The 20220-nt window shown below is 66.6% G+C and carries 19 protein-coding genes; 13 read left to right on the forward strand and 6 right to left on the reverse strand.

Features of this window, described 5'->3' with window-relative positions; all coding sequences use genetic code 11:
- Positions 1 to 133, reverse strand: a 133-nt coding sequence (locus ACFWUZ_RS29535; protein ID WP_384379734.1) for a transposase, incomplete at its 3' end; no start/stop codon positions are given.
- Between the two features lie 1379 nt (positions 134 to 1512).
- Between ACFWUZ_RS29535 and ACFWUZ_RS29540 the strand changes: the two genes are divergently transcribed.
- Entirely contained in the window at positions 1513 to 2673 is a 1161-nt protein-coding gene (locus ACFWUZ_RS29540; protein WP_384379487.1) for a tetratricopeptide repeat protein, read from the forward strand.
- Between the two features lie 305 nt (positions 2674 to 2978).
- On the opposite strand, the gene ACFWUZ_RS29545 is transcribed toward ACFWUZ_RS29540, so the two are convergent.
- The gene (locus tag ACFWUZ_RS29545) at positions 2979 to 3863 is read right to left on the reverse strand and encodes a hypothetical protein (protein WP_384379490.1); all 885 of its coding nucleotides are present in this window, start codon (positions 3861 to 3863) and stop codon (positions 2979 to 2981) included.
- Between the two features lie 11 nt (positions 3864 to 3874).
- Complete coding sequence (locus ACFWUZ_RS29550; RefSeq protein WP_384379493.1) at positions 3875 to 5494, reverse strand: hypothetical protein; 1620 nt, start codon at positions 5492 to 5494, stop codon at positions 3875 to 3877.
- A gap of 905 nt (positions 5495 to 6399) precedes the next feature.
- Between ACFWUZ_RS29550 and ACFWUZ_RS29555 the strand changes: the two genes are divergently transcribed.
- Complete coding sequence (locus ACFWUZ_RS29555; RefSeq protein ID WP_384379496.1) at positions 6400 to 6615, forward strand: hypothetical protein; 216 nt, start codon at positions 6400 to 6402, stop codon at positions 6613 to 6615.
- A gap of 656 nt (positions 6616 to 7271) precedes the next feature.
- Here the strand turns inward: ACFWUZ_RS29555 and ACFWUZ_RS29560 are convergent.
- Positions 7272 to 7880: a hypothetical protein gene (locus ACFWUZ_RS29560; protein WP_384379499.1), complete on the reverse strand. Its 609-nt coding sequence runs from the start codon at positions 7878 to 7880 to the stop codon at positions 7272 to 7274.
- 183 nt (positions 7881 to 8063) lie between these two features.
- Here ACFWUZ_RS29560 and ACFWUZ_RS29565 point away from each other — a divergent pair, with 183 nt between their 5' ends.
- Complete coding sequence (locus tag ACFWUZ_RS29565; protein ID WP_384379502.1) at positions 8064 to 8807, forward strand: AbiV family abortive infection protein; 744 nt, start codon at positions 8064 to 8066, stop codon at positions 8805 to 8807.
- A gap of 102 nt (positions 8808 to 8909) precedes the next feature.
- Here ACFWUZ_RS29565 and ACFWUZ_RS29570 read toward each other — a convergent pair whose 3' ends face one another.
- The gene (locus ACFWUZ_RS29570; protein WP_384379505.1) at positions 8910 to 9602 is read right to left on the reverse strand and encodes an AAA family ATPase; all 693 of its coding nucleotides are present in this window, start codon (positions 9600 to 9602) and stop codon (positions 8910 to 8912) included.
- Positions 9599 to 10333, reverse strand: coding sequence for a GntR family transcriptional regulator (locus ACFWUZ_RS29575; RefSeq protein WP_384379508.1), 735 nt, complete (start codon positions 10331 to 10333; stop codon positions 9599 to 9601). Before ACFWUZ_RS29575 ends, ACFWUZ_RS29570 begins: the two co-directional genes overlap by 4 nt.
- A 293-nt stretch (positions 10334 to 10626) precedes the next feature.
- Here ACFWUZ_RS29575 and ACFWUZ_RS29580 point away from each other — a divergent pair, with 293 nt between their 5' ends.
- The 10 genes from ACFWUZ_RS29580 (at position 10627) to ACFWUZ_RS29625 (ending at position 20209) form a co-directional block, all read left to right on the forward strand.
- Positions 10627 to 11025, forward strand: a complete 399-nt coding sequence (locus tag ACFWUZ_RS29580; RefSeq protein ID WP_384379511.1) for an RNA polymerase sigma factor — start codon at positions 10627 to 10629, stop codon at positions 11023 to 11025.
- Entirely contained in the window at positions 11022 to 12137 is a 1116-nt protein-coding gene (locus tag ACFWUZ_RS29585; RefSeq protein ID WP_384379514.1) for a hypothetical protein, read from the forward strand. Before ACFWUZ_RS29580 ends, ACFWUZ_RS29585 begins: the two co-directional genes overlap by 4 nt.
- A gap of 32 nt (positions 12138 to 12169) precedes the next feature.
- The gene (locus ACFWUZ_RS29590) at positions 12170 to 12709 is read left to right on the forward strand and encodes a hypothetical protein (RefSeq protein ID WP_384379517.1); all 540 of its coding nucleotides are present in this window, start codon (positions 12170 to 12172) and stop codon (positions 12707 to 12709) included.
- Positions 12710 to 12815: 106 nt separating this feature from the next.
- Positions 12816 to 15113, forward strand: a complete 2298-nt coding sequence (locus tag ACFWUZ_RS29595) for a hypothetical protein (protein WP_384379520.1) — start codon at positions 12816 to 12818, stop codon at positions 15111 to 15113.
- Positions 15114 to 15329: 216 nt separating this feature from the next.
- Complete coding sequence (locus ACFWUZ_RS29600) at positions 15330 to 15572, forward strand: hypothetical protein (RefSeq protein WP_384379523.1); 243 nt, start codon at positions 15330 to 15332, stop codon at positions 15570 to 15572.
- A 75-nt stretch (positions 15573 to 15647) separates the two neighbouring features.
- On the forward strand, positions 15648 to 16091 hold the full coding sequence (locus ACFWUZ_RS29605; protein WP_384379526.1) for a hypothetical protein: 444 nt from the start codon (positions 15648 to 15650) through the stop codon (positions 16089 to 16091).
- A gap of 105 nt (positions 16092 to 16196) precedes the next feature.
- On the forward strand, positions 16197 to 16796 hold the full coding sequence (locus tag ACFWUZ_RS29610) for a hypothetical protein (protein ID WP_384379529.1): 600 nt from the start codon (positions 16197 to 16199) through the stop codon (positions 16794 to 16796).
- Positions 16793 to 17128: a hypothetical protein gene (locus ACFWUZ_RS29615; RefSeq protein ID WP_384379532.1), complete on the forward strand. Its 336-nt coding sequence runs from the start codon at positions 16793 to 16795 to the stop codon at positions 17126 to 17128. The genes ACFWUZ_RS29610 and ACFWUZ_RS29615 overlap by 4 nt, the downstream gene beginning before the upstream one ends.
- Positions 17129 to 17573: 445 nt before the next feature.
- Positions 17574 to 18440 (forward strand): bifunctional DNA primase/polymerase, encoded by an 867-nt coding sequence (locus ACFWUZ_RS29620; protein ID WP_384379535.1) that lies wholly within the window; start codon positions 17574 to 17576, stop codon positions 18438 to 18440.
- The gene (locus ACFWUZ_RS29625; protein WP_384379538.1) at positions 18437 to 20209 is read left to right on the forward strand and encodes an ATP-binding protein; all 1773 of its coding nucleotides are present in this window, start codon (positions 18437 to 18439) and stop codon (positions 20207 to 20209) included. Before ACFWUZ_RS29620 ends, ACFWUZ_RS29625 begins: the two co-directional genes overlap by 4 nt.
- Positions 20210 to 20220: the final 11 nt, after the last annotated feature.

A 20220-nucleotide genomic window follows, 5' to 3' on the forward strand; every position in this document is an offset into this window, starting at 1 on the left:
CGATGTCGTTGCGGAGCACGTACAAGATGCCTTGCAGGCACAACCGGTCCGCCACCGGCCGCGGCCCTGGTGACCTCGCCGGCCAGGGCGGCAGCAGCGGCTCGATCAGCGCCCACAAGTCGTCGTCCACGATCCACGACCGAGTACTCACATCACCACGAACGGCCGAATCGTCACACCGGTCACGGCTGACCAGAGCATCTCATCAAGATCGTGTTACGAGCTCTAAGTGTGAGTAAGACATGCGCGTCATGATCGGCGATTCACCCCAAGAAGCTCAGCGGAATCCTGAAAGAATCTGTGGCCGTCATAGCGCATCCGCAACTGGACGCCGCCCCCAGGGCACTCACCCCGACCAGTTCGGAAGATCGCGTACGCGGACCCACCTTGACCAGCCAAGACGCTGACCTGCGCTTCCCTTGCCCTGCCACCGCGGTTCCCCGCACTACCCGCCCGCCCCCACTCAACCGGGCACGCCAGGGACACACCGCCGCCCAGCCGGCAAGCCGGTCATCCGCCGAAGAGATGCGGGGTCGGACACAACTCCATGGCCTCGTCCGGCCGTATCCGCCCAGTGCCACCAGAGCTGCTTCTCGGGGCACCGCCAGAGCGCCCGGCACACCCGCAGACCGTCGTCCTCCCGTCTGTAGAGGGCGAGACCGCGGGTCTTCATCGCCTGCCCGCACTGCGGGCATATGGGAGGGCCACTAGACATGCCGGGCAGCCTATCTCGGGCCCTGTGCGGCAGCCGGTGAGCGGCTATAGCGCACACGGCTCCGGAGGCCCCGTGCGCCTCACTCGTTTCAGCAGGTCAAGGTCTCGTAGCTGGTCGATCCTGCCACGCCGGTCCACGAATAGGCCGCGAGTCCCGCCCCCTCTCATGGTCGGTGGCGGGCCCGTAGCGGTAACTGAAGCCATCACACCAGCTCATGCCGTCCGCACGCTGCGATGGTCGTCGGACGTTGCGGTGCCCCTCAAATGCCGTCGCTGACCGCTCGAATGGCATTTGGCACGCGTTCTCAGAGATCGATGCGCTCTCTCACCACGTTTCAGCCGGATCCCGCAGCACGACGTGTGCCGGCCGAAACGGAAGCGCGCGCACTGCTCCGAACATCTGAGTATGTGTGCCTGAGGAGACACCCGCTTTGAAAGCTCGCACTGCCATCAGTTGTGCTGGCTCACTCCATGGGGCGGTGCTGCCTGGGAGCACCTGATGCCGTCGCTGCCGCCACCATGTCAGCTGCGGATGTCAGACCACTTCTCAATGCGAACTGCAGGGCTGGAAAGCTACTGAGAGTGGTGCCCCTGAAGTCCCGACAGCTGCTGCGTAGCCCGCCAACGGGCCACAACCACTCGAATGGCTCCATGTCTGAGACCCTCTACGCCCACGGGCCTGGTGGCCCTCACGACGCCCCTACCTTGCCTACTACTAGAGATCGAAGCAGGCTTCCTGCCGTCCTGAGCGGCCAGCCAAGGTTGCAGCATCCACTGGCGCTGACAACCGTTGAATCCATGAGCACCTCGCGCCAGAAGAAGTCACTAAGCAGGCCCCCTAAATTTGACGCTGCCCACGAGATCGGGCTGTGGTCTACCACAGCCGTCGCAATATACGCGATTTCCGTCGTCGCCTATCTTATTCAGTTCTCGTGGTCCAAAGCTTGGTCCGTGCTCGGCGTGACCGTGATTATAGGAGCGTCTGCATTCGCTCTCGGTCTACTCCTGGGCTTCCTATTCGGTCTCCCTCGTACACTTGACGGGCTCCCCCCTCTCCCCGACGGGGAAACTTTGTCAACACTGCAGGGCGGTTTGGGGGCGCGTGAAAAGCCTTGGCCGATCTATCGATCCAATACCAACCTGGAGCAAATCTCCGACTGGTTGACCAAGATTCTTGTCGGTGTCAGTCTCATACAACTGGTTAATGTTCCCACTGCGATGCAATCGCTAGGTAAGACGCTCAAACCGGCGCTTGGGAATGTGGCCAGCAGTGAGACGTTCGCAATCGGCCTGGTAGTGTTCAATTCCGTTGCCGGTTTCCTCATCGGATACCTCGTAACTCGGCTACGCATGGCTCACGCGCTGAGTTCAGCAGAAGCAGCCATCCGCCAAGAGGAACTCGCGGTGCAAGACGCCATCAGGGCGAATGTCGATAGCGCCGAAGAGATTCCTGACGCCGAACAGATGGAAACTGGTGAGCGAACTAGAGTGGTCGAAGTGGAGGCAAGGGTTCACCGGCTGGAGGAGGCTGGCGGAAGGCTCGACGCCGATGCATACCTGCTCCTGGCTCGTCAGCTCAAGCGTGCCGGCAAATATGTAGAAGCCGAGAGTGCTTATTTGAAGGCGGCAGAGCTGCAGCCCACCAATCCCGTGCCGCTTAATCTTGCGGGCGTTATTCGAGGAAAATATATGGCTGACTATGAGGGTGCGGAGAAGCTTTACCGTAAGGCCATCATCGTAGACCCGACTCACATCTCGGCGATATACAATCTAGCCTGCAACGAAAAGCGCAGGGGGCAGACTGCGCAAGCGCTGAATTTGCTCACCGTTGCTATTTCTGCAAATCCCGACAAGTATCGCGCCATGGCGAGGAGTGACGATGCGTTCAAGGATCTGAGAGATGATCCTCGATTTCAGGCCCTCACCGAAAGCGACCCGCCGCCGGCTTCTGATCCGTAGCTCTAGCCAGACCGGTCAACGACGGCCACATCGGCCGCAGCCCAGCCTCGGACAGACGGTAGTGGTTGGCTACGGTTGCCGTGGTTGCGGTACTCCGCTGCTGTACAGCGCTCCCCAGGCGCGGGCAGCCGTAGAACCTTCCCTACTCTGTCAAGGCCCGCGCACGGCGCGGGCGTCCGCCACTTCGACGGCGCGCTGCGTGCATGCGGGCGAGCATGCCCGAGATCACTTGCGGGACAGCCTTTATCTTCCCACCATGATCCTCGACGAGGGAATTGCGAGGGGCCTGCGGCGCCTGTGAGCGTTCACCGGAGCAAGGCGTCGTGGATGCGTCGCGCTACGACGGCATGCTCTAGATAGCCGCTGATCCCATGATGGTCAGGAGTGCCATTTCGCATCTGGCCGTAGTTTTCGATTTCCGGATGCGCCGGGAAGTGGTCATTGTCGAGCGGATTGAGGGCTACGACGTCCTGTGGGTCGAACGCGTTGAACCAGTCCTTGACGCCGTGAGGGCGACCCGTGGGCCGTAGGGCCTGTGCGATCGGGCGGACTGCAAGTGGTGATCCGAGGGTGACGAGGGTGGGCACTTTCCAACTGAATTCATGGGCCTTGCGCTTGAGCAGGTTGTAGACGATGACCGTGCCCAGTGAGTGGGCGACAATGACGTGCTCCTCATCGGGCGTGAGGGCTTGCTGAACACCATCTTCGATCACTGTCTGAATCCCGGGGTAACGCAGGTAACGGAACACATCGCGCGTGACGAATTCCAGGGCGAGGCCGGCCAGTCCAGGGATGTCTTCGATCACGCGCAGAGCGGCGATTGTCCATGGCCAATTCTGGACTCCCTTCTCGATCTGACCAGGTTGGTCTGCGGCGGCAGTGATGTCTTCTTCTCGTATACCAAGTTGCTGCACAGCGTCCGCAACCATCTGAGCGATGAATTGCTTCTCCCCCGCGGCCATTTCACTGTAGCCCTTGGTGATCACATCAGGTGCGTTGCCGGGAAGGCCCTCCGAAAAGTGATGCAGCGCATCTCCGTAGTAGGGGAATCGGATCCGATTATCAGGAACCGCTGCGTCGATACCTGCATCAGCCAGTCCCTGGTGGAGGGCTTCTATCCACTGCTGCTTCAAGTCAGCAGCGTCTTTGAACTGCTGGGAACGTCCGTGAACGAAAACGAGCTGGCGCATAGCGCCACCTCCTATCGCTTTACGAGGTCCTGAAGGCGAGGGAGATCGGCCTCGGAGAAGAGCGTCCAGTGTGAAACCTGCGGAATGGGCACGTCGGGCGGTTCGCCACCAGTGAGAGGACCGAGCAGTGCCCATCCCCGCGAAAGTAGCGGCATAAAGGGAACCACAGGACGGCCCCAATCCCTGGCAAGGAGCATTACATCATAGAGAGCATTTCCTGCCACCTGGTTTTCCCGCGTTAGCAGGTGGCCGACCAGGTCCCGTCGGCCAAGGTCCGCCAAGCCGTAAGCAAGATAGATCGCCAGTGACGGGTCAGCTTCGCCGTGGTCTTCGAAGAGACGCACCAACCTTTCAGGAGAGTCGCCCTCCCACCAGGTCAAGCCAAAGCGCGACGCCGCAGCAATCTGTGCTCGACGTTCCATGTAGTGCTTTTCGAGCTCTTCTCTGCGCCCCCAGGCGCCTTCGCTCAAAGGTGCATAGGAGACGTCGACCAACTGGTCGTCTTCAAAGACCATCGTCCCCATGCGCCCCCACAGGGCGGGGATAACCGCGCACCGGCCGGATGTGAGGTGCAGCAGCAGATTGGCGGCACGTCGGCCGCCCGCAACATGGATCTGCACGACATTCGACGCCACCTGCTCCGCTACAGTACCGTCCGTGTAAATCGCCTGGATGTATGCGCCCTCCACCTGTACTGCGGAGGGTGCCTTAATCTTTCCGGGGTCCGGCGGGGGAACCGCGAGGCGCTCGGCGGCGAGCCTGGCGGCGCCGAACGCCGGATCTTCTGGCGGCGTGGACTCGAAAGCCCCAGCCTTGAGGGACACAACGCCTAGGCCGGTTCGATCCGCTGCTGGGAGCCGCGACAGCCAGGCGTTCTTTGAGCCGCCGGAAGTGACCCGCCCCTCCGGTCTTTGGTTGACGGCCATCTGTGCTCCCAACTCGACGATCCGCCGGCTCACGTACTCGGGGAGATGCTCCTTCAACGGGTAGGGGCGGACGAGATCGAACGCCCTGCTGTCCTGCTGCTCCCGTTCGAGCACCTGAGAGTAGCCGCCCCCTAGCGCCTTGGCGAGAACCTCGGTGTAAAGAGCTCGATACAGCCTGCTGGACTCCTGCCGATCGGCGACTTCGTAGGCTGCCTCTCCCGGCCTACACGCATAGAAGAGGTCTACCCAGTCGGTCTGCGACGTCCCATTTCGGAAGAGCGACTGACCGTGGATGCCAATAGTTGCGTCCTGCGGCGCCGTTCGACAGGCGTCGGAGATAAGGATCACATGCCGTACGCCGGTGTCCCATGCGTAGACGGTGCTGAGCGAGACATTGATGGCCTCGTTCGGTTCGTCAGGGGCTTCCGACAACAACCAGTACTCGTTCTTGTTGAGGTTCACTCCATGTCCGCAGAAGTACACAATGAGTTGCTCCAGGGAGAGGCAACTCGCGAGCGACTGCACGGTCTCGCGGACAGTCGCAGCGTCGACTGCGCCGCCACTGATGTCGGTGAGAACTTCGATCCGAGGGATTTGCTGGGACTTAGCCCATGACTCCATGTCGCGGAGCCCACGATTGACTGCTTCCAGTGCAGGGAAACCAGCGGCCTGGCTTACCCCTATGAGGACAACGGCACGATCCATGACCAGCTACTCCCTCCACCCTCTCGACCGTAACGCAGATCACAAGCAGTCTCTTGGTGACAGAGTGATCTCTCTAGAAGCATTCCGTGACACCTAGGCGCCGCAAGCAACAAGTGCGGCGCCGGTCAAAGATTTTCGGGGCATCCATTAGAGGGGCCTTACAGATCTACACCCGTGCGGCCCTCCCTGGGCCGTCCGACGGTGCCAGACAGCGACCAATGACGACCAACGACCATGGGTAGCGGGCTGGTCAGGAGCGGTCGATTCTTGCCTGCCGCAGCGCTCCCTGGCACGTAGTCAGTTCTACCTTCCGGTGCCTGCTGGAGAGGCTGTCCTGGCTCGCGCGGGACTCACAGGCGACTCCAAGCGGGTCTGGGTAAGCAGTGGAGTGACGGCAGTCTTTGACGGCAACACCAACGCACGTTGCCGTACTGGGAGGACCGATCGCACACCATTCGCCGGAGACGGGCAAGCCTCACCGCTGACCAGCGGAACGCCCGGATGATCTCCTAAAGCGGGTGTCGATCTACATCTGCATGCTTTGTTCGGCCTCGCTCAACCGAGCGCTGTGGGCCATGTCTGGGCCAGCACAGTCAGGCGAGCCACTTGGCTGCGTATCGATAGAGGTCAGAGCCCTGCGGAGGCTCAGGGTGCGACGCTCTTGAAAACCGTCGTGGCAGCGATGTCACCGTGGGTTCAAAACCCACACCCACCGCAGATGAACGGCCCCTGACCAGGAGATATGATCAGGGGCCGTTTGACAGTGCGGACGCCGTCCGTCACTGCTGACACCCTTGGTTCCCCGCTACGACGGGCACGCATGGGGCACGAGATCAGCGCCCGGCGGGCCCCGGAAGCCCAAATCTCAGCAGCGCCGTACTACTGCACTGTGCGATCTTGCCAGCATGAGCGAGACGCCCCCGACCCCCGTAACCGTCGCTGACAGTGAGATCTTTGCTGGACGCATCCTGCCGGGCATCAAGGCCATCCGAGAACATCTCGGATGTTCTCTCCAAGAGGCGTTCCTAACCTTCCACGAGCGGTACGAAGTCCTCCAGCGTGAACAGCCCGACGCGTTCGCCGTGGCGCCCGATGAGTACTGGACCGGCTTTTACTCCTGAGACGCAATGCCAACCCAACCTGCTTCTACCCACGACTGCCCCGGCTCCCATCCCGTCTGCCGTCGACCCACACGTATGTGGAGCGGGCGCGGGCCCTGGCGTCCAGGTGGAGCGCGCCACTGTACGAACGACCTGGACGCCAGGGCCCGTGTCTGCTCGGCTTGCCTGGGTCGACGGCAGACGGGATGGGAGCCTCCCCACGCTCGCCACAGCGCGCCAGCACCCGCGTACGGCGCCCCGTCCATCCCGGAGTCTGAGCGCCCCCGCCGGAGGCATGTCGGTGAGCGATGCAATTTGCGGCCGGTGGGGCTCGACTCATGCCCTTTGGCCTATCCCGTCTTGCAGGGGCGGGCGTCGGCGCAGCGGGGGCGGAGCGGGCCGAAGGCAGGAGCGTCGCCCCGAGCGGAGCCGGGAAGCCCGCCCGGCGGAGCGGAGCGCAGCCGGGTGCTTGATGAAGTAGGGAAAGTCTTACCGTGCGATGTCGGCCCGGAAGCGACGGCGAACCCCTGGCGGGAAGCGTCGACAGTTCAGCCGGGTCCGCACTGATCACAGTCCCGGAAACGACGAAGGACCAAGTCGAGGAACTTTCCTCTGACTTGGTCCCCTGTGCTTCAGAGCGGGTGACGGGAATCTAACCCGCGTAGCTAGTTGGAAGACTAGTGGCCTTCTTTCTCGAGATCATCGAATGTGAGCTGCTCGACGCCCTCCCCCATGAGGCGTTGGAGATCCACGAGCCTCGTTCTCGACCGCTGCTCTCTGCGGAGCATGCGATGGACGGATAGCCACCGACTCTTCACCGTCCTGCCGTTGGACAACGTGGCACGGAAGCGGATCCCGTGCATAACCGTCGGTTCGAGGGTGAAGGGCTGACTGAACATCCAGCGCGCCTCACCAAACGGTCCCACCTGCATGCGCTCCTGCCCGTCGATCCAGACAACGCCAAGGGTCAACGGAGGTGGCGGAGACGGGTGGTGGGCAGGATCGAAGAGGTGTGCCTTGCCGCCGGGAAAGCGGAGTAGGGCCTTCACCTCATCCACCACGACAGTTGCGGCCCCCTTGTTGATCACGCGCACGTGGTAGCAGTGCCGAAAGTCTTCCGGGCTGGCTTGGCTGAAGGGCACCCGTCCCGGCTCAATGTCCCACGTGACCTTGAGCTTGACCCGAGGCCTCGCCCGTTTGAACGTGGCGTAGGTGACGGACAGCCCCAGGGCTGTGAAAGTGGCGCTGGCAGTGCTGACGACAAGGGCCAGTGCAACTGTATTCACAGCAACCCTTCGAGAGTGACATAGCCGATATTCTAGACATCGGGTCATGAGCCTCCAGGGAACTAGCCGGTCACCACGCGGGGATTCGCAGGTATGTGCATTGATTGCGGGCCATCCGGACTGGCTGTCACAGCCTCGCCTATCGAGGTGCGGCGAGAGGTTCCCACCTGTCACAGTTGCCGCATGGCGAAGCTCCCCACCGACCCGCGCCTGATGGAGCGGGTGGTCGTCGACCTCGCGGCGGCGGCCTTCAAGAACGCGCGTGCACTGCTCACCGGCGCCCAAGCTGTCTTGAACGAACAGCAGTGGCCGGCAGCCTTCTCCATAGCCGCTCTGGCTCTCGAAGAGGTTGGCAAGGCAGTCCTTTGTATGACGATGCTTGGCATGCCGCCCGCCGCACGCGAGGAGTTCCGCCCCGGGTTTAACAAGGCGTTCATCGACCATCAGACGAAGGCGACGTGCACGCATCTGGTTCTGGCGGTGGTCGCCGATGAGGTGCCAGCCACCTTGGAACGGCTGCTGGAGGACGTGATCGCGTCGGCTCGCCAGACCAACGCGGTGAAGTTCCGCGGTCTGTACGTCGACTACACCGACACCGGCGCCCTGCTGAAGCCGGACGACGTTACCGAGCCCAAGGCCATGTGGATGGTCAGCACAGTCACCACCGCGCTCACCGAATCCGGCCCTGCGGAAGCAGCGGTCGCCGACCCCGACGTCTACCTGGACTTCCTACACCAGTGGCAGAGCGGAATGGACTTCGATGCCCTTGGGGCGTACGTCGACACGGATCCCGAAAAGTTCCTTGCCGACGTGCGGTCCCTCGTCCATGAAGACGTTCCTCCGCCGGCCGTCTTCCTCGGTACAGCTTTCGCCGAGCAGGATGCCGCCGACGCCCACCACGCGCTACCGACAGGAGAAGGAGATTGAGTGACGGAACGGGGGATGCGGCAAGCAGCGCTGGCCGACCTGAAGCTCCTCATCAGGAACAGCAGCCGCCGGCCCGGGATGGCGTTCAAGACTGGCGCGCAACTAGCACGCCGATTCTGAGGTAGCGGCGTAGCCAAGCGCCCCCAGTACGGTCGCCGGACATCCGCCGTAGACAAGGTGCGGCTCATCCGCCCCTGGCGCCTCGAAGCGGCCGGCGTGGCGCCGCAGGTCGTCCTCGCTGAAGTACATGGAGTTCGGATCGTCGAAGGTCTGCTGATTCCGTTCGTCGATTCGCTCCCACAGCTCGTCGTGGGTGGCGGGCAGGTACACCAGCGTCACGGCCGCCCCGGCCTGTTCGCCGATACGGCGCCACTCCTGGCGCTCGTCGACGGTCCAGAACCCGTGATCCATGACCACGTCACGGCCGGCGGCGAGGGCAGTGCGCAGCTCAGCCGCGATCTCTTCGAGGATCGGGCGCTCCCTGACCTTGTACTCCCCTCTCGGGAAGTCCCGCCCGTAGTGCCCATGCGCGCGCCAGACCCGCTCGTCAGGGCAGAGGCGCAGGAACCCGCGGAGCTCCAACTCGTGGGCGAGCGTGGTCTTCCCCGAACCCGGGAGGCCAGCCATCAAGACCAGTCGGACTGGGCCGGCTCGCCCAGCGAGCGTCCGCATGATGTGCGCGATCTCAGCCTTGCCGTCGGGCGGCAGGGTGCCGAGACGCTTGGCGATCAGGAGAGCGCTCAGCCGTTCCTCGACCACGTGGACGAGGTCATCGTCGAGGAGCGGGTCGGTCATTCGGCGGACTCTTCCTTGGCCCAGCGACAGCCGGGGCCTCCCAAGTCGACGCCGTACTCGATCGTCATCCCGCTGGTGTCGACGATTCGCACGGTCAGGACGATGACAGCCGCGCGCGTGTCCTCGGGAATCTCGAGCGACCCGGCGTCGGCGGGCGTGGTGGTACGGGCCCACATGGTGCTGAAACGCTTCGAGACCGGGCGCCCAGTGTGCCGCGTAATCACGTCGATCGAAGTGCCGCCGCTCAGCCTCTTGCCCATGACCAGCTCTGGCAGCTCTTCGGCGAAGACCGCGGGGATCCAAGAGGTCGAGTGTGAAATGACAGCGTTGGTGTGCTCGTCGCGATAGACCCGGGTGCGCCGTAGCACCGGCTCGCCAGCGGTCACCCCCAGGGCCTCGGCGACATCATCAGGCGCGGCGACGACGCCGGCCATGTGGGAGTCGGACCGCTCCCCGGCACGCCAGGAGGAACCGGTGAGCTTGCTGCGTTCCTCGCGCTCGGCGCCGGTGGAGAGGGAGACCCGTGCTCGCACGACAGTCCCGTGGCCGCGAGACGAGGCGACCAGCCCATCAGCCTCCAGGGCCTTGTACGCCGCGTGGACCGTCGTTTTGGAGCCCTTCCCCTCCCGAGCCAGGTCCTCGATCTTGGGCAGGCGATCGCCAGGCGCGTACTCGCCGCTGTTGATCTTCGCGGCGATCTCGTCGGCGAGTTCTCTCCACTTGGACGGCATGTCCGGCGCTCCTCCGTCTTGGCGCCACCAGTCAATCACAGTCCCGGGACTGATTTACAGAGGCCTACTTTCCCAGGATTGCAGTCGCTGGCGCCGTTGACACCCGCTCGCAATCCTGGGAATGTCATCCCATCGAAACACCACGTAATGGCAACTCACGAAGCGTGACGGCACAGCCATGTCCAAGCGGCTGTGAAGGCGCATGCCTGCACCCGAATACGGGTGTGGCCCCGGTGGGCAAACACCGAGGCCACTGAGCAGGGCCGATCGACCTGTGAAGAGGAGCACCGACCATGCTCGATGTCGACGGTACCCCGGGGGACCGTGACCGACTGTCTCTGCTGTACGTCATCTACAACGCCAGGCTGGTCCGCCACCTGCGGGCCCGACTGGGGCGCCGGTGGGAGTCCGCCGAGGACATCGCCCAGGCGACCTGGGTGCTGGTCACCGAGCGCCTCGCGAAGTGCGGCATCGCCGACGACGAGGCCTTCGGCTGGATCGCCGAACTGGCCCGCGCCGCGACGCTGGCCCACATGCGGGGCACCCGCCGCGAAACCACCACCGACTTCACCAGCCTGGCCGCCGGCCTCTTGCTCCCGACCGTCCCCTCCGCTGAGGACGAGGCGCTTGCCAACACCGTGGTGCTCGCGATGCTGGGTCAGGAGCCCACGCCGCTGGAGGTCGCGGCATGACGGTCACAGAGCTGCGCCCCGAGGGCGGCGGCACCTACACCGAGGGCCTGGCCGCCGCCGAGATGGCGTCCGCCGAGGCCGAGGCCATGCGGATCAAGAACGAGTCCGACCGGCGCCGCGCGAAGCTCGCGGACGAGAAGGCCGCCGCGAAGGCCCAGGCCGACATCGAGACCTCGTTGGCCGACGCGGCCGACGAACGTCGGCGCCGGGACGAGGCCCGCCGGGAGGCAGCCGCCCGCAAGGCCAAGGCCGAGAAGTCCGCCGAGCAGTGGCGCAGGGCGGCGAAGACCATTGCGATCGTCTGCGTCATCGTCAGTCTCCCGCTCCAGATCATGGCGTTCTGGGACCCGACCGCCTGGTTCCTTGTCGCCGCGCCCTTCGTCCTGGAGGGAGTGGCCTGGGCCCTCCTCAAAGGAGCCGAAGCCGCCGTCGACGACGGCCGCCCGTCCTGGCACTACCGCCTCGGCGCACTCGCCCAGGCCTCCATCGCCGCCTGGATCAACTTCGACCACGGCTCCGCAGCCTTCGGCATCGCGACCGGCCTCGGCGGCGCGCTCTGCTCCCTGATCGGCCCCGCGATCTGGGATCTCCACGAGAACGGCCGGATCGCCAAGAGGGAGGGCCGCAAGACGTGGAGCCAGCGCTGGACTGAGCGCCGCGAAGCCCGCGCCGAGCAGGTCAGGACGAAGAAGCTCATCGCCGCGCGGATCGAGCAGGACGAGACCGTTTGGGAGCGTGCGGTCTACCTTGCCGCCGCCCTTGGAGAGCTGACGCCCAGTGACCGCACCTACCGCCGCGCCTGGGACGAGATCCATGGCACCGACCCGGGCCAGACCGCCGAAATCATCGCCGCCCGCCGCGCTGCCCGCAGGGCCGTACGCATCGCCTCGAACGGCCCGCTGAAAGACGAGAACACGCAGCTCGATTCCCAAATGGACCCCGACGACGAACGGCCTTCCAAGGCCCCGAAGAAGTCCGGCGAGGACGGCCGGAAGAACAACAGCGGCACCCCTCCGCGCCGGGTCCCCGGCGAGGTCAAGTACAGCGCCGCCGCGCGCACCGAGATGAGCAACGAAGGCCGGCGCCGCGCCGCCTCGAAGACCGACGCCTGACCCCGCGTACCGAACCTCGAAGGAGCTCTGCCATGTCTCGCATCATCCGCACCCTCGCCGTCTCCGGTGCCGCGGCCGCCGCGATCCTCGCCGCCGCCCCCGTCGCTTCCGCCGAAACCCCCGAGCAGCAGGCCACCGTCGTCCAGGCCGCCGTGGACAAGGCGGTCGGCGCCCCGGTCACTCTCCCCTCCGGGAAGATCATGTCGGTCCGCGGACTCGACTCCGCCGCCTACCGGGCCGAGTCCGCCCACCACCAGGCCGTCATCACCCTCGCCGACGGTGGTGGAACCGGTGCCCCGATCCAGGGGCCCAGCGCCCAGCTCGGCAATCAGCAGCAGATCCAGACCCAGGCCGGCACCAGCGGAGCCGCCATCGGCACCGGCGCGTTCGTCGCCGCGATCCTCGGCATCGTCCTGTTCTTCGGAATCAAGAACAACAAGGTGACCAAGGGCTGGGCGATCACCTGCGGCGCCCTCGGGGTCACTCTCGGCGGCACCTTCATCGGCCCGCTCGTCAACCAGCTCGGCGCCACCGGCGCCACTGCCATCGGCTCCATCTTCAACAGCCTGTAGCCCCTGCACGGCACCGACCAGCAGCGATGCGCCTCGCACCCGTGCGAGAAGTCGCACGGGTGCGAGGCGTAGCCCCCGTAGCACCACCGCTTTGGAGGAGCACCGCATGGCCATCGAGATCCATCCCGAGGACATCCCCGACGCCGAGGTCATCGACGTCGAAGAGGTCTCCCGCCGCGAGCAGATGAAGAACGCGGCGAAGGCCCGCGCCCAGCAGGCCGGCACCGCGCTCGGCGAGCAGCGCGTCCGGGTCTTCGCCCGGATCAGCGCCTGGTACGCCACCGCCGACGTCACCGACGAGGACCTGGCCCGGGAGATCGAGCGCAAGCGCCGGTCGCAGACCAAGCACGGCGAGGTCGAGCTGGGCGCCCGGGTCAAAGGCCTCAAGCTCCAGCTCCGCCACGCCGACCCGGAGATGTCCGGTGCCCTCGCGTTCGAGCTGGCCGGAGCCGAAGCCCAGCTCCAGGCACTGAAGGAGACGGACGCCGACCATTACAAGATCGGCGGCCGGGACCTTGGCCGGGCCCGCTGGAGCAAGAAGGCGGGCCGTCTGGCGCTGAGCCTCGGTGGCGCGTACGGGTACGTCAACGGCGTCGCCGTCGAGCCGCTGCTGGCGCTGGCCTCACTCGGCGCCGCTCCGTTCGCCTGGTGGTACCTGTCCCGGCCCGCCGAGAACCAGCAGCCGAAGGCGGGAGTCGCCCCGTCCATCCCCGGCCAGGCTGTACCCGTTCAGAGCGTCGGCCCGGACGGGACCCCGGTCCCCGTGCCTGTGCAGGAGGCCGGCCTGGACGGGCCCCCCGTCCCGGTGCCCGCTCCGGCCCGGCAGTTCGTACCCGACACCCTCGCGTCGCTGGGCCGCGTCTCCCTCGTCAAGCCCGAGTCCGCCCGGGTCCAGGGGGAGGGCGACCTGGTCACGGCACTGGTCAAAGCGGGGATCATCTCGGAGGCGCAGAGGGACCAGACGCACCTGGCCGGAGTCATCCAGCCGTCCGGGCCGGGCTGGACCGCGACCATCGAACTGCCCCGGGGCATGCCCGCCTCGAACGCGATCGGGAAGCTGGAGGAGCTCGCTTCCGCGATGCGGATCAAGCGCTCCCGGATCGAGATCCGCCCGGACAACTCCGCCGACGGCCACGACGGTCGCCTCGTGCTCTGGGTCGCCGACCAGGACAACCCCTACGGCAGCGGCAAGACCGACAGCGAACTCATCGCCGCGAAGCGCTGGGACTTCTGGAAGGACGGAATCCCGCTCGGCCCGGACGCCCGCAACAACCGCCACACCCTCGATCTGATCTGGTCCTCGATCATGATCGGCGGCCTGATGGGCTACGGAAAGAGCTACCTCGCCCGCCTCGTCGCGGCCGCGGCCGCGCTCGACCCGACCGTCCGCATCATCGTCATCACCGGCAAGACCGGCCCGGACTGGGCCCCGCTCAAGAACGTCGCGCACCAGTGGATCGCCGGGGCCTCCCCGGACATCATTCGCAAGGTCCTGCGGGTAATGGACCAGACGATCAGCGAGATGCAGGAGCGGGGCACCGAGCTGGACCGTCTGTACGAGGTCAGCCCGGAGAAGGTCCCCGAGGGCAAGGTCACCCCCGAGCTCGCGGCCAACGGCATGGGCCCGGTCCTCCTGGTCGTCGACGAGCTGCAGGAACTCCTGGACGGCGCCGCCCTGGTCCAGGTCGCCATCGACGAGGAGACCACCCCCGAGGGCGGCCGGCCCAAGACGAAGAACGCCCGCGACATCCTGGTCGACAGCTTCGCCCGGTACGTACGCGTCACCCGCTTCGTGCTCGGCATGGGCGTCTTCATCACCCAGCGCCCCAGCTCGGACAGCGTCCCGACCAAGCTCCGCGACGTCTGCGCCAAGCGGGGATCCTTCCGGGTCAAGGGTCAGAACAGCGCCAAGATGGTCCTCGGCGACGACCCGGTCAACCAGGGCGCCGCTCCCCACCTCCTCGGCGAGGACTCCAAGGGCGTCGTTGTCCTGGAGCTCGGCGACGAGGCCGGCCACATCACCATCAAGGCCGACGTCATCGACCTGCCCGCCTTCAAGGACATCTGCTTGCGCGGCCGCGATCTCCGCCTCGCCGCCGGGACCCTGACCGGCGACGCGCTGGAGTACGGCAAGGTCGACCAGGCCGCCGCCGCGACCTCCGCCCTCCTCGCTGACTGCATCGCCGCGCTGGACGCCAACGGCGTGGACCGGGCCCGAACCGAGACCCTCCTCGGCTTCCTCGCCGCCTACAAGCCGGGCGTGTACGGCGAGCTGACCGGCCCCCAGCTCCAGGCCCGCCTGCGCGAGGCCGGTGCCGGAGGCACCCGCAAGCTCGGCGCCTGCGAGGGGCTGGCCAACCCCAACGGCTACACCCGCGACCAGCTCACCGAAGCCAGCAAATAAGGGCAACCCACCCGGTCACAGGCCCGGTCCACCCCCGGTCGCTGCCCGATATCAACCAGTCTGACCCGTGGTCGCGAGCGCCCGAAACCGGTCGGCCGACCACCCTGACCACCTCCGCGACCGTACGCCAAACCGGCGCAAACCTGGACAGCGACCGGGGGGTGACCACCCCCCGAACCACCCCGCAAATCCACCCAAAAACACGGGAGTCTCGTCATGGCCCGCTACACCAGCGCCTACCTCGGCCAGATCGTCGCCGACTACCAGGCCAACGTGGAGCCGCTCCTCCTGAGCGAGGGGGCGACCACTCCAGTTGCTCAGAAGGCCGGCCACGCGTTCTGCGGCCGCTGGCCCCAGCCCGCGATCAAGGCAGCCCTGGACGCCCTCAAGACCGTCTACGCGGTCCGAGAAGGCAACCCGGCCGCCATCGCCGCGGCCATCGCGAACCTCGGCCGCTGACCCACCCCAACCGCAGGGCGCCCTGCACGCCTGGACAGCCCAGGGCGCCCCACTCCACCCGCAAGGGAGAACCCCATGAGCAAGGTCTGGCGCAACACCCCCCGCGACATCAGGGACTTCGAGCGCTGGCTCAGCAAGGGAAAGACGGTCTACGCGGTCAACGAGCACTCCCTCGCCATCGCCGGACAGTTCGAGCAGTTCACCTACAGCGCGCACACCTGCACCGGCCGCCACCCGATCTTCGGCAACTGGATGTTCAACACCGTCTCCGCCAAGTACCTCCTGTGCGGCAGCGCGAACGGTCGGGTGTACGAGACCCCGCCGCCCGGGCTGCGCGACCTGGCCGGTCCCGAGCCGGACTGCCGCACCGAGGGCAGCAACGGCTACCGCGGCCTGGGCCCCGGCCAGATCTTCAGGGGACGCCTCGACCTCGACGAGATCGAGCGGTTCGAGGGTCACGCGCAGGACGCCGAGGACGAGTACCAGAAGGAGAAGGCCAAGCGGGGCAAGTGGTTCTGACCGACCAGCAGTAGCCCGCACGCAAAACGGGGGTGCTCCCCACGCCTGGACAGCCCGGGAGCACCCCCACCCCAACCGCGAGCAAGCCCACGGAGGAACCCCCAGATGAGCACGCGCACGCTCCCCTCGGCAACCCCACACCTGGACGACCTGGACGTCACTGCCGACGTCCTGGTCGGCGAGATCGAGCGGTACCTCGCCGCCCGCGTCCGCACCGCCCACCCGCTCGTCACCAAGACCACCGCCGAACTCGTCGCCGAAGCCCTTGGTGAACTCGCCGCCTCCCCGGCCCCCGTCGCCGCACCCGCGCCGCAGGTGCGCCCGCCGGCCGCGATCCTGCGCCACCTGCCCGACTGGTGTCTGTCCCTCCCGGTCGTCCGGGCCTGGCACGGAGGAGGCCGCTACATCAGCGCCGCCGAATCCCTGGAACTGACCGCCCTGGTCATCGAGGCATTCGGCTGGGCCCGAGGCTCCCAGCGCGACCAGCAGGGCGGCCGGTGCATCTTCGGCGCCCAGTACGCCCTTCACCGCCTCGGATACGGCGACGTCCACACGATGCGCCTTGCCTCCGGCTACCTGCAGAACACCCTCGGCGCCGAAGCCGGGTCGTACCAGGTGTGGAACTCCCACCCGGACAGGACCCGCGAGCAGGTCCTCGCTCTGGTCCGTGCCGCGGCCGCCAACGCCCGCAGGGACGGCCAGTGACCGCCTACGAGCACCGCCGCGCGCCGGCGCCCAGCCGCTGCATCGCCGCCCACCCTGAGGACCCGACCAACTGTGCAGGGCCCCGCGACGCCGTGATCGTCCTCGACAGCCACGGAGGCGAGGCCGCCGGATGCGAGCACCACGCTGCTCGGCTCCTGGCCTCCCTCGACGGCGCCCGTGTTGAGCCCGGCAGCGTTCCCGGCGCCGCCACGCGCGCCTTCCAGGCCGCCGACTCGATCCGTCCGTTCTGTTGGTTCACGAACGCCCTGCGGACCGAGTCCAGCCAGCTCAGCCGTGCCGAGGACCGCATTGCCCGGAACCACCGTCACTGACCGGGCGAGCAGATGAGCGCCGGGGTTTCTGCACTTTCTGCACCGCCCTACGCGCGCGGGCGCGAACGCTGCTCCACCAGCGCCCACCCACGTCTGTCTCACTCCAGCCCGCAGGTGTAACAAATTCTCCGAAAAAACGTACTAGAGGTGGAGGGACTCACCGCGAGACCCGGGCTCAGGCTTCTGACCTGCGAAAAGGAACATCGGTGGAACTCATGAGACCGTCCCACGCGCGCGCGGTCGCGCGAGGTGTAACGAATCCGGGTCTCACTCCGTCCATAGCGACGCGAAGGGAGAACACCTGAACCACCACGAAACCCTCGGGGACGACTAGCTCCCCCTGCACCTGCGACTAGCCATGGCTAGGGCGGGCCGTCTCTCGGCAAAGAATCCGGCCCGCCCCGCTCCTCCATCCCACTTCCACGAGACCGGAGGTCTCTCAAGCATGCCCCTGTCCTTGTTCTGGTCCAAGGCGCTGCACCGCGCCCTGGCCGCCGCCGACCACGGCCTGCCCGTGTTCCCACTGGCGCCCAACAAGCTCCCCGCCCTGCGTAGCCCCCACCCTGGCGAGCTGTGCCGGGGCGAATGCGGACTTCTGGGCCACGGCGTCCACGACGCCAGCTCCGACCCCATCCGGGTCCATCACCTCTTCAAGTCGGCTCCCCGCGCCACGGGGTACGGGATCGCATGCGGTGTTCCCCAGAGGTGGCTGGTCGGTGTGGACCTCGACCGCAAGAACGGTGTCGACGGAGTCGCCGCGCTCGACGCTCTGGCCGTCCGGCACAGCTTCACCCTGACGCCCACGATCACCGTCTTGACGCCCAGCGGCGGGCTCCACAGGTACTACGCGACTCCCGCCGGCACGCTCGTGCCGAACTCGGCGAGCCGAGTCGCTCCGGGCATCGACATCCGAGGTGCCGGCGGGTACCTCGTCGGCCCCGGGTCCTGGACCCGCAAGGGCGTTTACGAGGCCATCAGCGAGCCGCACGCCGACATCGCGGCCGTACCGGCCGCGCTCCTCCACCTGGCGACCGCTGAGGAGCGCAAGGCGCCCCGCCCGGTTACCGTCCCAATGCCCCGGGACAGTGCGGACCGAGGGGACGCGCTGGTGCGATTCGTCCTCGAGGCCCCAGAGGGCGAGCTGAACAACCGGTTGTTCTGGGCTGCTTGTCGCGCCTTCGAGCAGTACCAGGGCAACGAAGGGATCGCAGCCGAGCTGCTCAGGGCAGCGTGCGCCAAAGGCCACCCCGAACGGGGAGCTTCCCGCACCATCGACAGCGCCAAGACTCGTGCCGGACGGAGTGCCCGGTGAGCGCCAAGGAAGGTAAGGGGCCCTCGCAGGCCTCGCAGCTCGTCGCCCTCGCTCGGGAGCGCTACGACCTGGTGACCTCCGAGGACGGCCGCCCGTACGGGGTCAGGAAGCACGGCCCGAACCTTGCCATGCCGCTCCGCGGGAAGGCTGGGTTGCGCTCACAGATGGCCCGGCTGTTCACCGACATCAACGAGGGAGCGGTGGCCTCCCAGTCAGCACTCGCGGACGCGATGACCGTCCTCGAAGGCATGGCTGCGGCCAACGACCCGGTCCCCGTGATGCTGCGCGTGGCCGGCGACGCCCACCAGGTCGTGGTTGACCTGGGTACGGCAGACGGTCGCTGCGTGGTCGCCACCCCCGAAGGCTGGTCGTTGCGGGACCGCTCCCCGGTGTTGTTCCGCCGCTCCGGGGCGATGGCCGTCATGCCGGAACCCGTGCAGGTTCGGTCCGGCGAGGGCCTGGCCCTGCTGCGCGACCTGGTGAACATGGACGACGAGGCCTTTCACCAGCTGGTCGCGTGGCTGGTCGCCGCCTGGATCCCGCACATCCCCCACCCCGTCCTCACGTTCAAGGGCGAGCAGGGCACTGGCAAGTCGAAGGCCGCGCAGACGATCGTGAACCTGGTCGACCCCTCCCCGGCTGCCAAGAGGAGCCAGCCGCGGGACGTGAAGGTGTGGGCCACGCAGGCCTTCAACTCCTGGGCGTTGTGCCTGGACAACATCAGCACGATCCCACCGTGGCTGTCCGACACCCTCTGCAAGGCCGTTACCGGCGACGGCATCGTCGACCGGGCCCTCTACACGGATGACGACGTCGTGGTCCTCACCTTCCGGCGCGTGCTCGCGATGACGACCATCGACGCCGGCGCGCTGGCCGGCGACCTCGCCGAACGGCTCCTCGTGCTGGACCTCCAGCTGATCGATGAGAACCGGCGCCGTACCGAGGAGGAACTCGACGACGCATTCAGCGAAGCGCGCCCGGCAATCCTCGCCGCACTCTTCGACCTGCTCTCGGCGGTGCTGCGGGAGCTGCCGAGCGTACGGCTCGAACGAATGCCCCGCATGGCCGACTTCGCCCGGGTCCTCGCCGCCGTCGACCAGATCAACGGGTGGGGCACCCTCGCGTCGTACACCACGTCCTCTGCCGAAGTCGCTGCCGATGCCCTTGAGGGAGACCCCTTCGGCAGCGCGGTCGTCTCGCTCGTCGAGGCCGACGGTTCCTGGTCGGGAACCGCGGGGATGCTGCTGGAGCACCTGCCCCACCCGGACACCGTCCACGCGAAGTGGCCCAAGGACGCCACCCGCGCCGGCGGACAGCTCAAGCGTCTCGCACCGATCCTGCGCTCGGTCGGCATCACCTTCGACGACTCCAAGCGCACTCCGGACCGGCACCGCCAGCGTCTCTACACGCTGACCGCGACCCCGGACACCAGAGATGCCCGGATTACAGCGTCCGCAGCGTCCACAGTGTCCGCAATCCGCCCTGACCTGGGCTTTCCAACGGACGCTAGCCGACCCGCCAGCGTCCGCTCAATGTCCGGTCAGCGTCCTCAAGCCGCCGTTGCGGACGCTGGACCGGACGCTGGCTCCACCTCAGCGTCCGCATCCGGCACGTCCTCTGACCTGCGCGAACAGAGGTCACCGGACGCTGCGGACACTGCGGACGCTGGAAAACACGCAATCTCTTGTCCCCACCGCCTCTGCGTGACGTGTCAGGAGCCCATGGACCCCGCCTCCGGACCTGAGGTCACCACCCACCCCTGCTGCTGAGACCGCCGAAG

It is taken from the genome of Streptomyces sp. NPDC058646 (assembly GCF_042716875.1).
GTDB lineage: Bacteria > Actinomycetota > Actinomycetes > Streptomycetales > Streptomycetaceae > Streptomyces.

Excerpts from the sequence above, each read along its gene's own strand:
- ACFWUZ_RS29540 (WP_384379487.1), top strand. The coding sequence starts at position 1,513 with ATGAGCACCTCGCGCCAGAAGAAGTCACTAAGCAGGCCCCCTAAATTT.
- ACFWUZ_RS29545 (WP_384379490.1), bottom strand. The coding sequence starts at position 3,863 with ATGCGCCAGCTCGTTTTCGTTCACGGACGTTCCCAGCAGTTCAAAGAC.
- ACFWUZ_RS29550 (WP_384379493.1), bottom strand. The coding sequence starts at position 5,494 with ATGGATCGTGCCGTTGTCCTCATAGGGGTAAGCCAGGCCGCTGGTTTC.
- ACFWUZ_RS29555 (WP_384379496.1), top strand. The coding sequence starts at position 6,400 with ATGAGCGAGACGCCCCCGACCCCCGTAACCGTCGCTGACAGTGAGATC.
- ACFWUZ_RS29565 (WP_384379502.1), top strand. The coding sequence starts at position 8,064 with ATGGCGAAGCTCCCCACCGACCCGCGCCTGATGGAGCGGGTGGTCGTC.
- ACFWUZ_RS29570 (WP_384379505.1), bottom strand. The coding sequence starts at position 9,602 with ATGACCGACCCGCTCCTCGACGATGACCTCGTCCACGTGGTCGAGGAA.
- ACFWUZ_RS29575 (WP_384379508.1), bottom strand. The coding sequence starts at position 10,333 with ATGCCGTCCAAGTGGAGAGAACTCGCCGACGAGATCGCCGCGAAGATC.
- ACFWUZ_RS29580 (WP_384379511.1), top strand. The coding sequence starts at position 10,627 with ATGCTCGATGTCGACGGTACCCCGGGGGACCGTGACCGACTGTCTCTG.
- ACFWUZ_RS29585 (WP_384379514.1), top strand. The coding sequence starts at position 11,022 with ATGACGGTCACAGAGCTGCGCCCCGAGGGCGGCGGCACCTACACCGAG.
- ACFWUZ_RS29590 (WP_384379517.1), top strand. The coding sequence starts at position 12,170 with ATGTCTCGCATCATCCGCACCCTCGCCGTCTCCGGTGCCGCGGCCGCC.
- ACFWUZ_RS29595 (WP_384379520.1), top strand. The coding sequence starts at position 12,816 with ATGGCCATCGAGATCCATCCCGAGGACATCCCCGACGCCGAGGTCATC.
- ACFWUZ_RS29600 (WP_384379523.1), top strand. The coding sequence starts at position 15,330 with ATGGCCCGCTACACCAGCGCCTACCTCGGCCAGATCGTCGCCGACTAC.
- ACFWUZ_RS29605 (WP_384379526.1), top strand. The coding sequence starts at position 15,648 with ATGAGCAAGGTCTGGCGCAACACCCCCCGCGACATCAGGGACTTCGAG.
- ACFWUZ_RS29610 (WP_384379529.1), top strand. The coding sequence starts at position 16,197 with ATGAGCACGCGCACGCTCCCCTCGGCAACCCCACACCTGGACGACCTG.
- ACFWUZ_RS29620 (WP_384379535.1), top strand. The coding sequence starts at position 17,574 with ATGCCCCTGTCCTTGTTCTGGTCCAAGGCGCTGCACCGCGCCCTGGCC.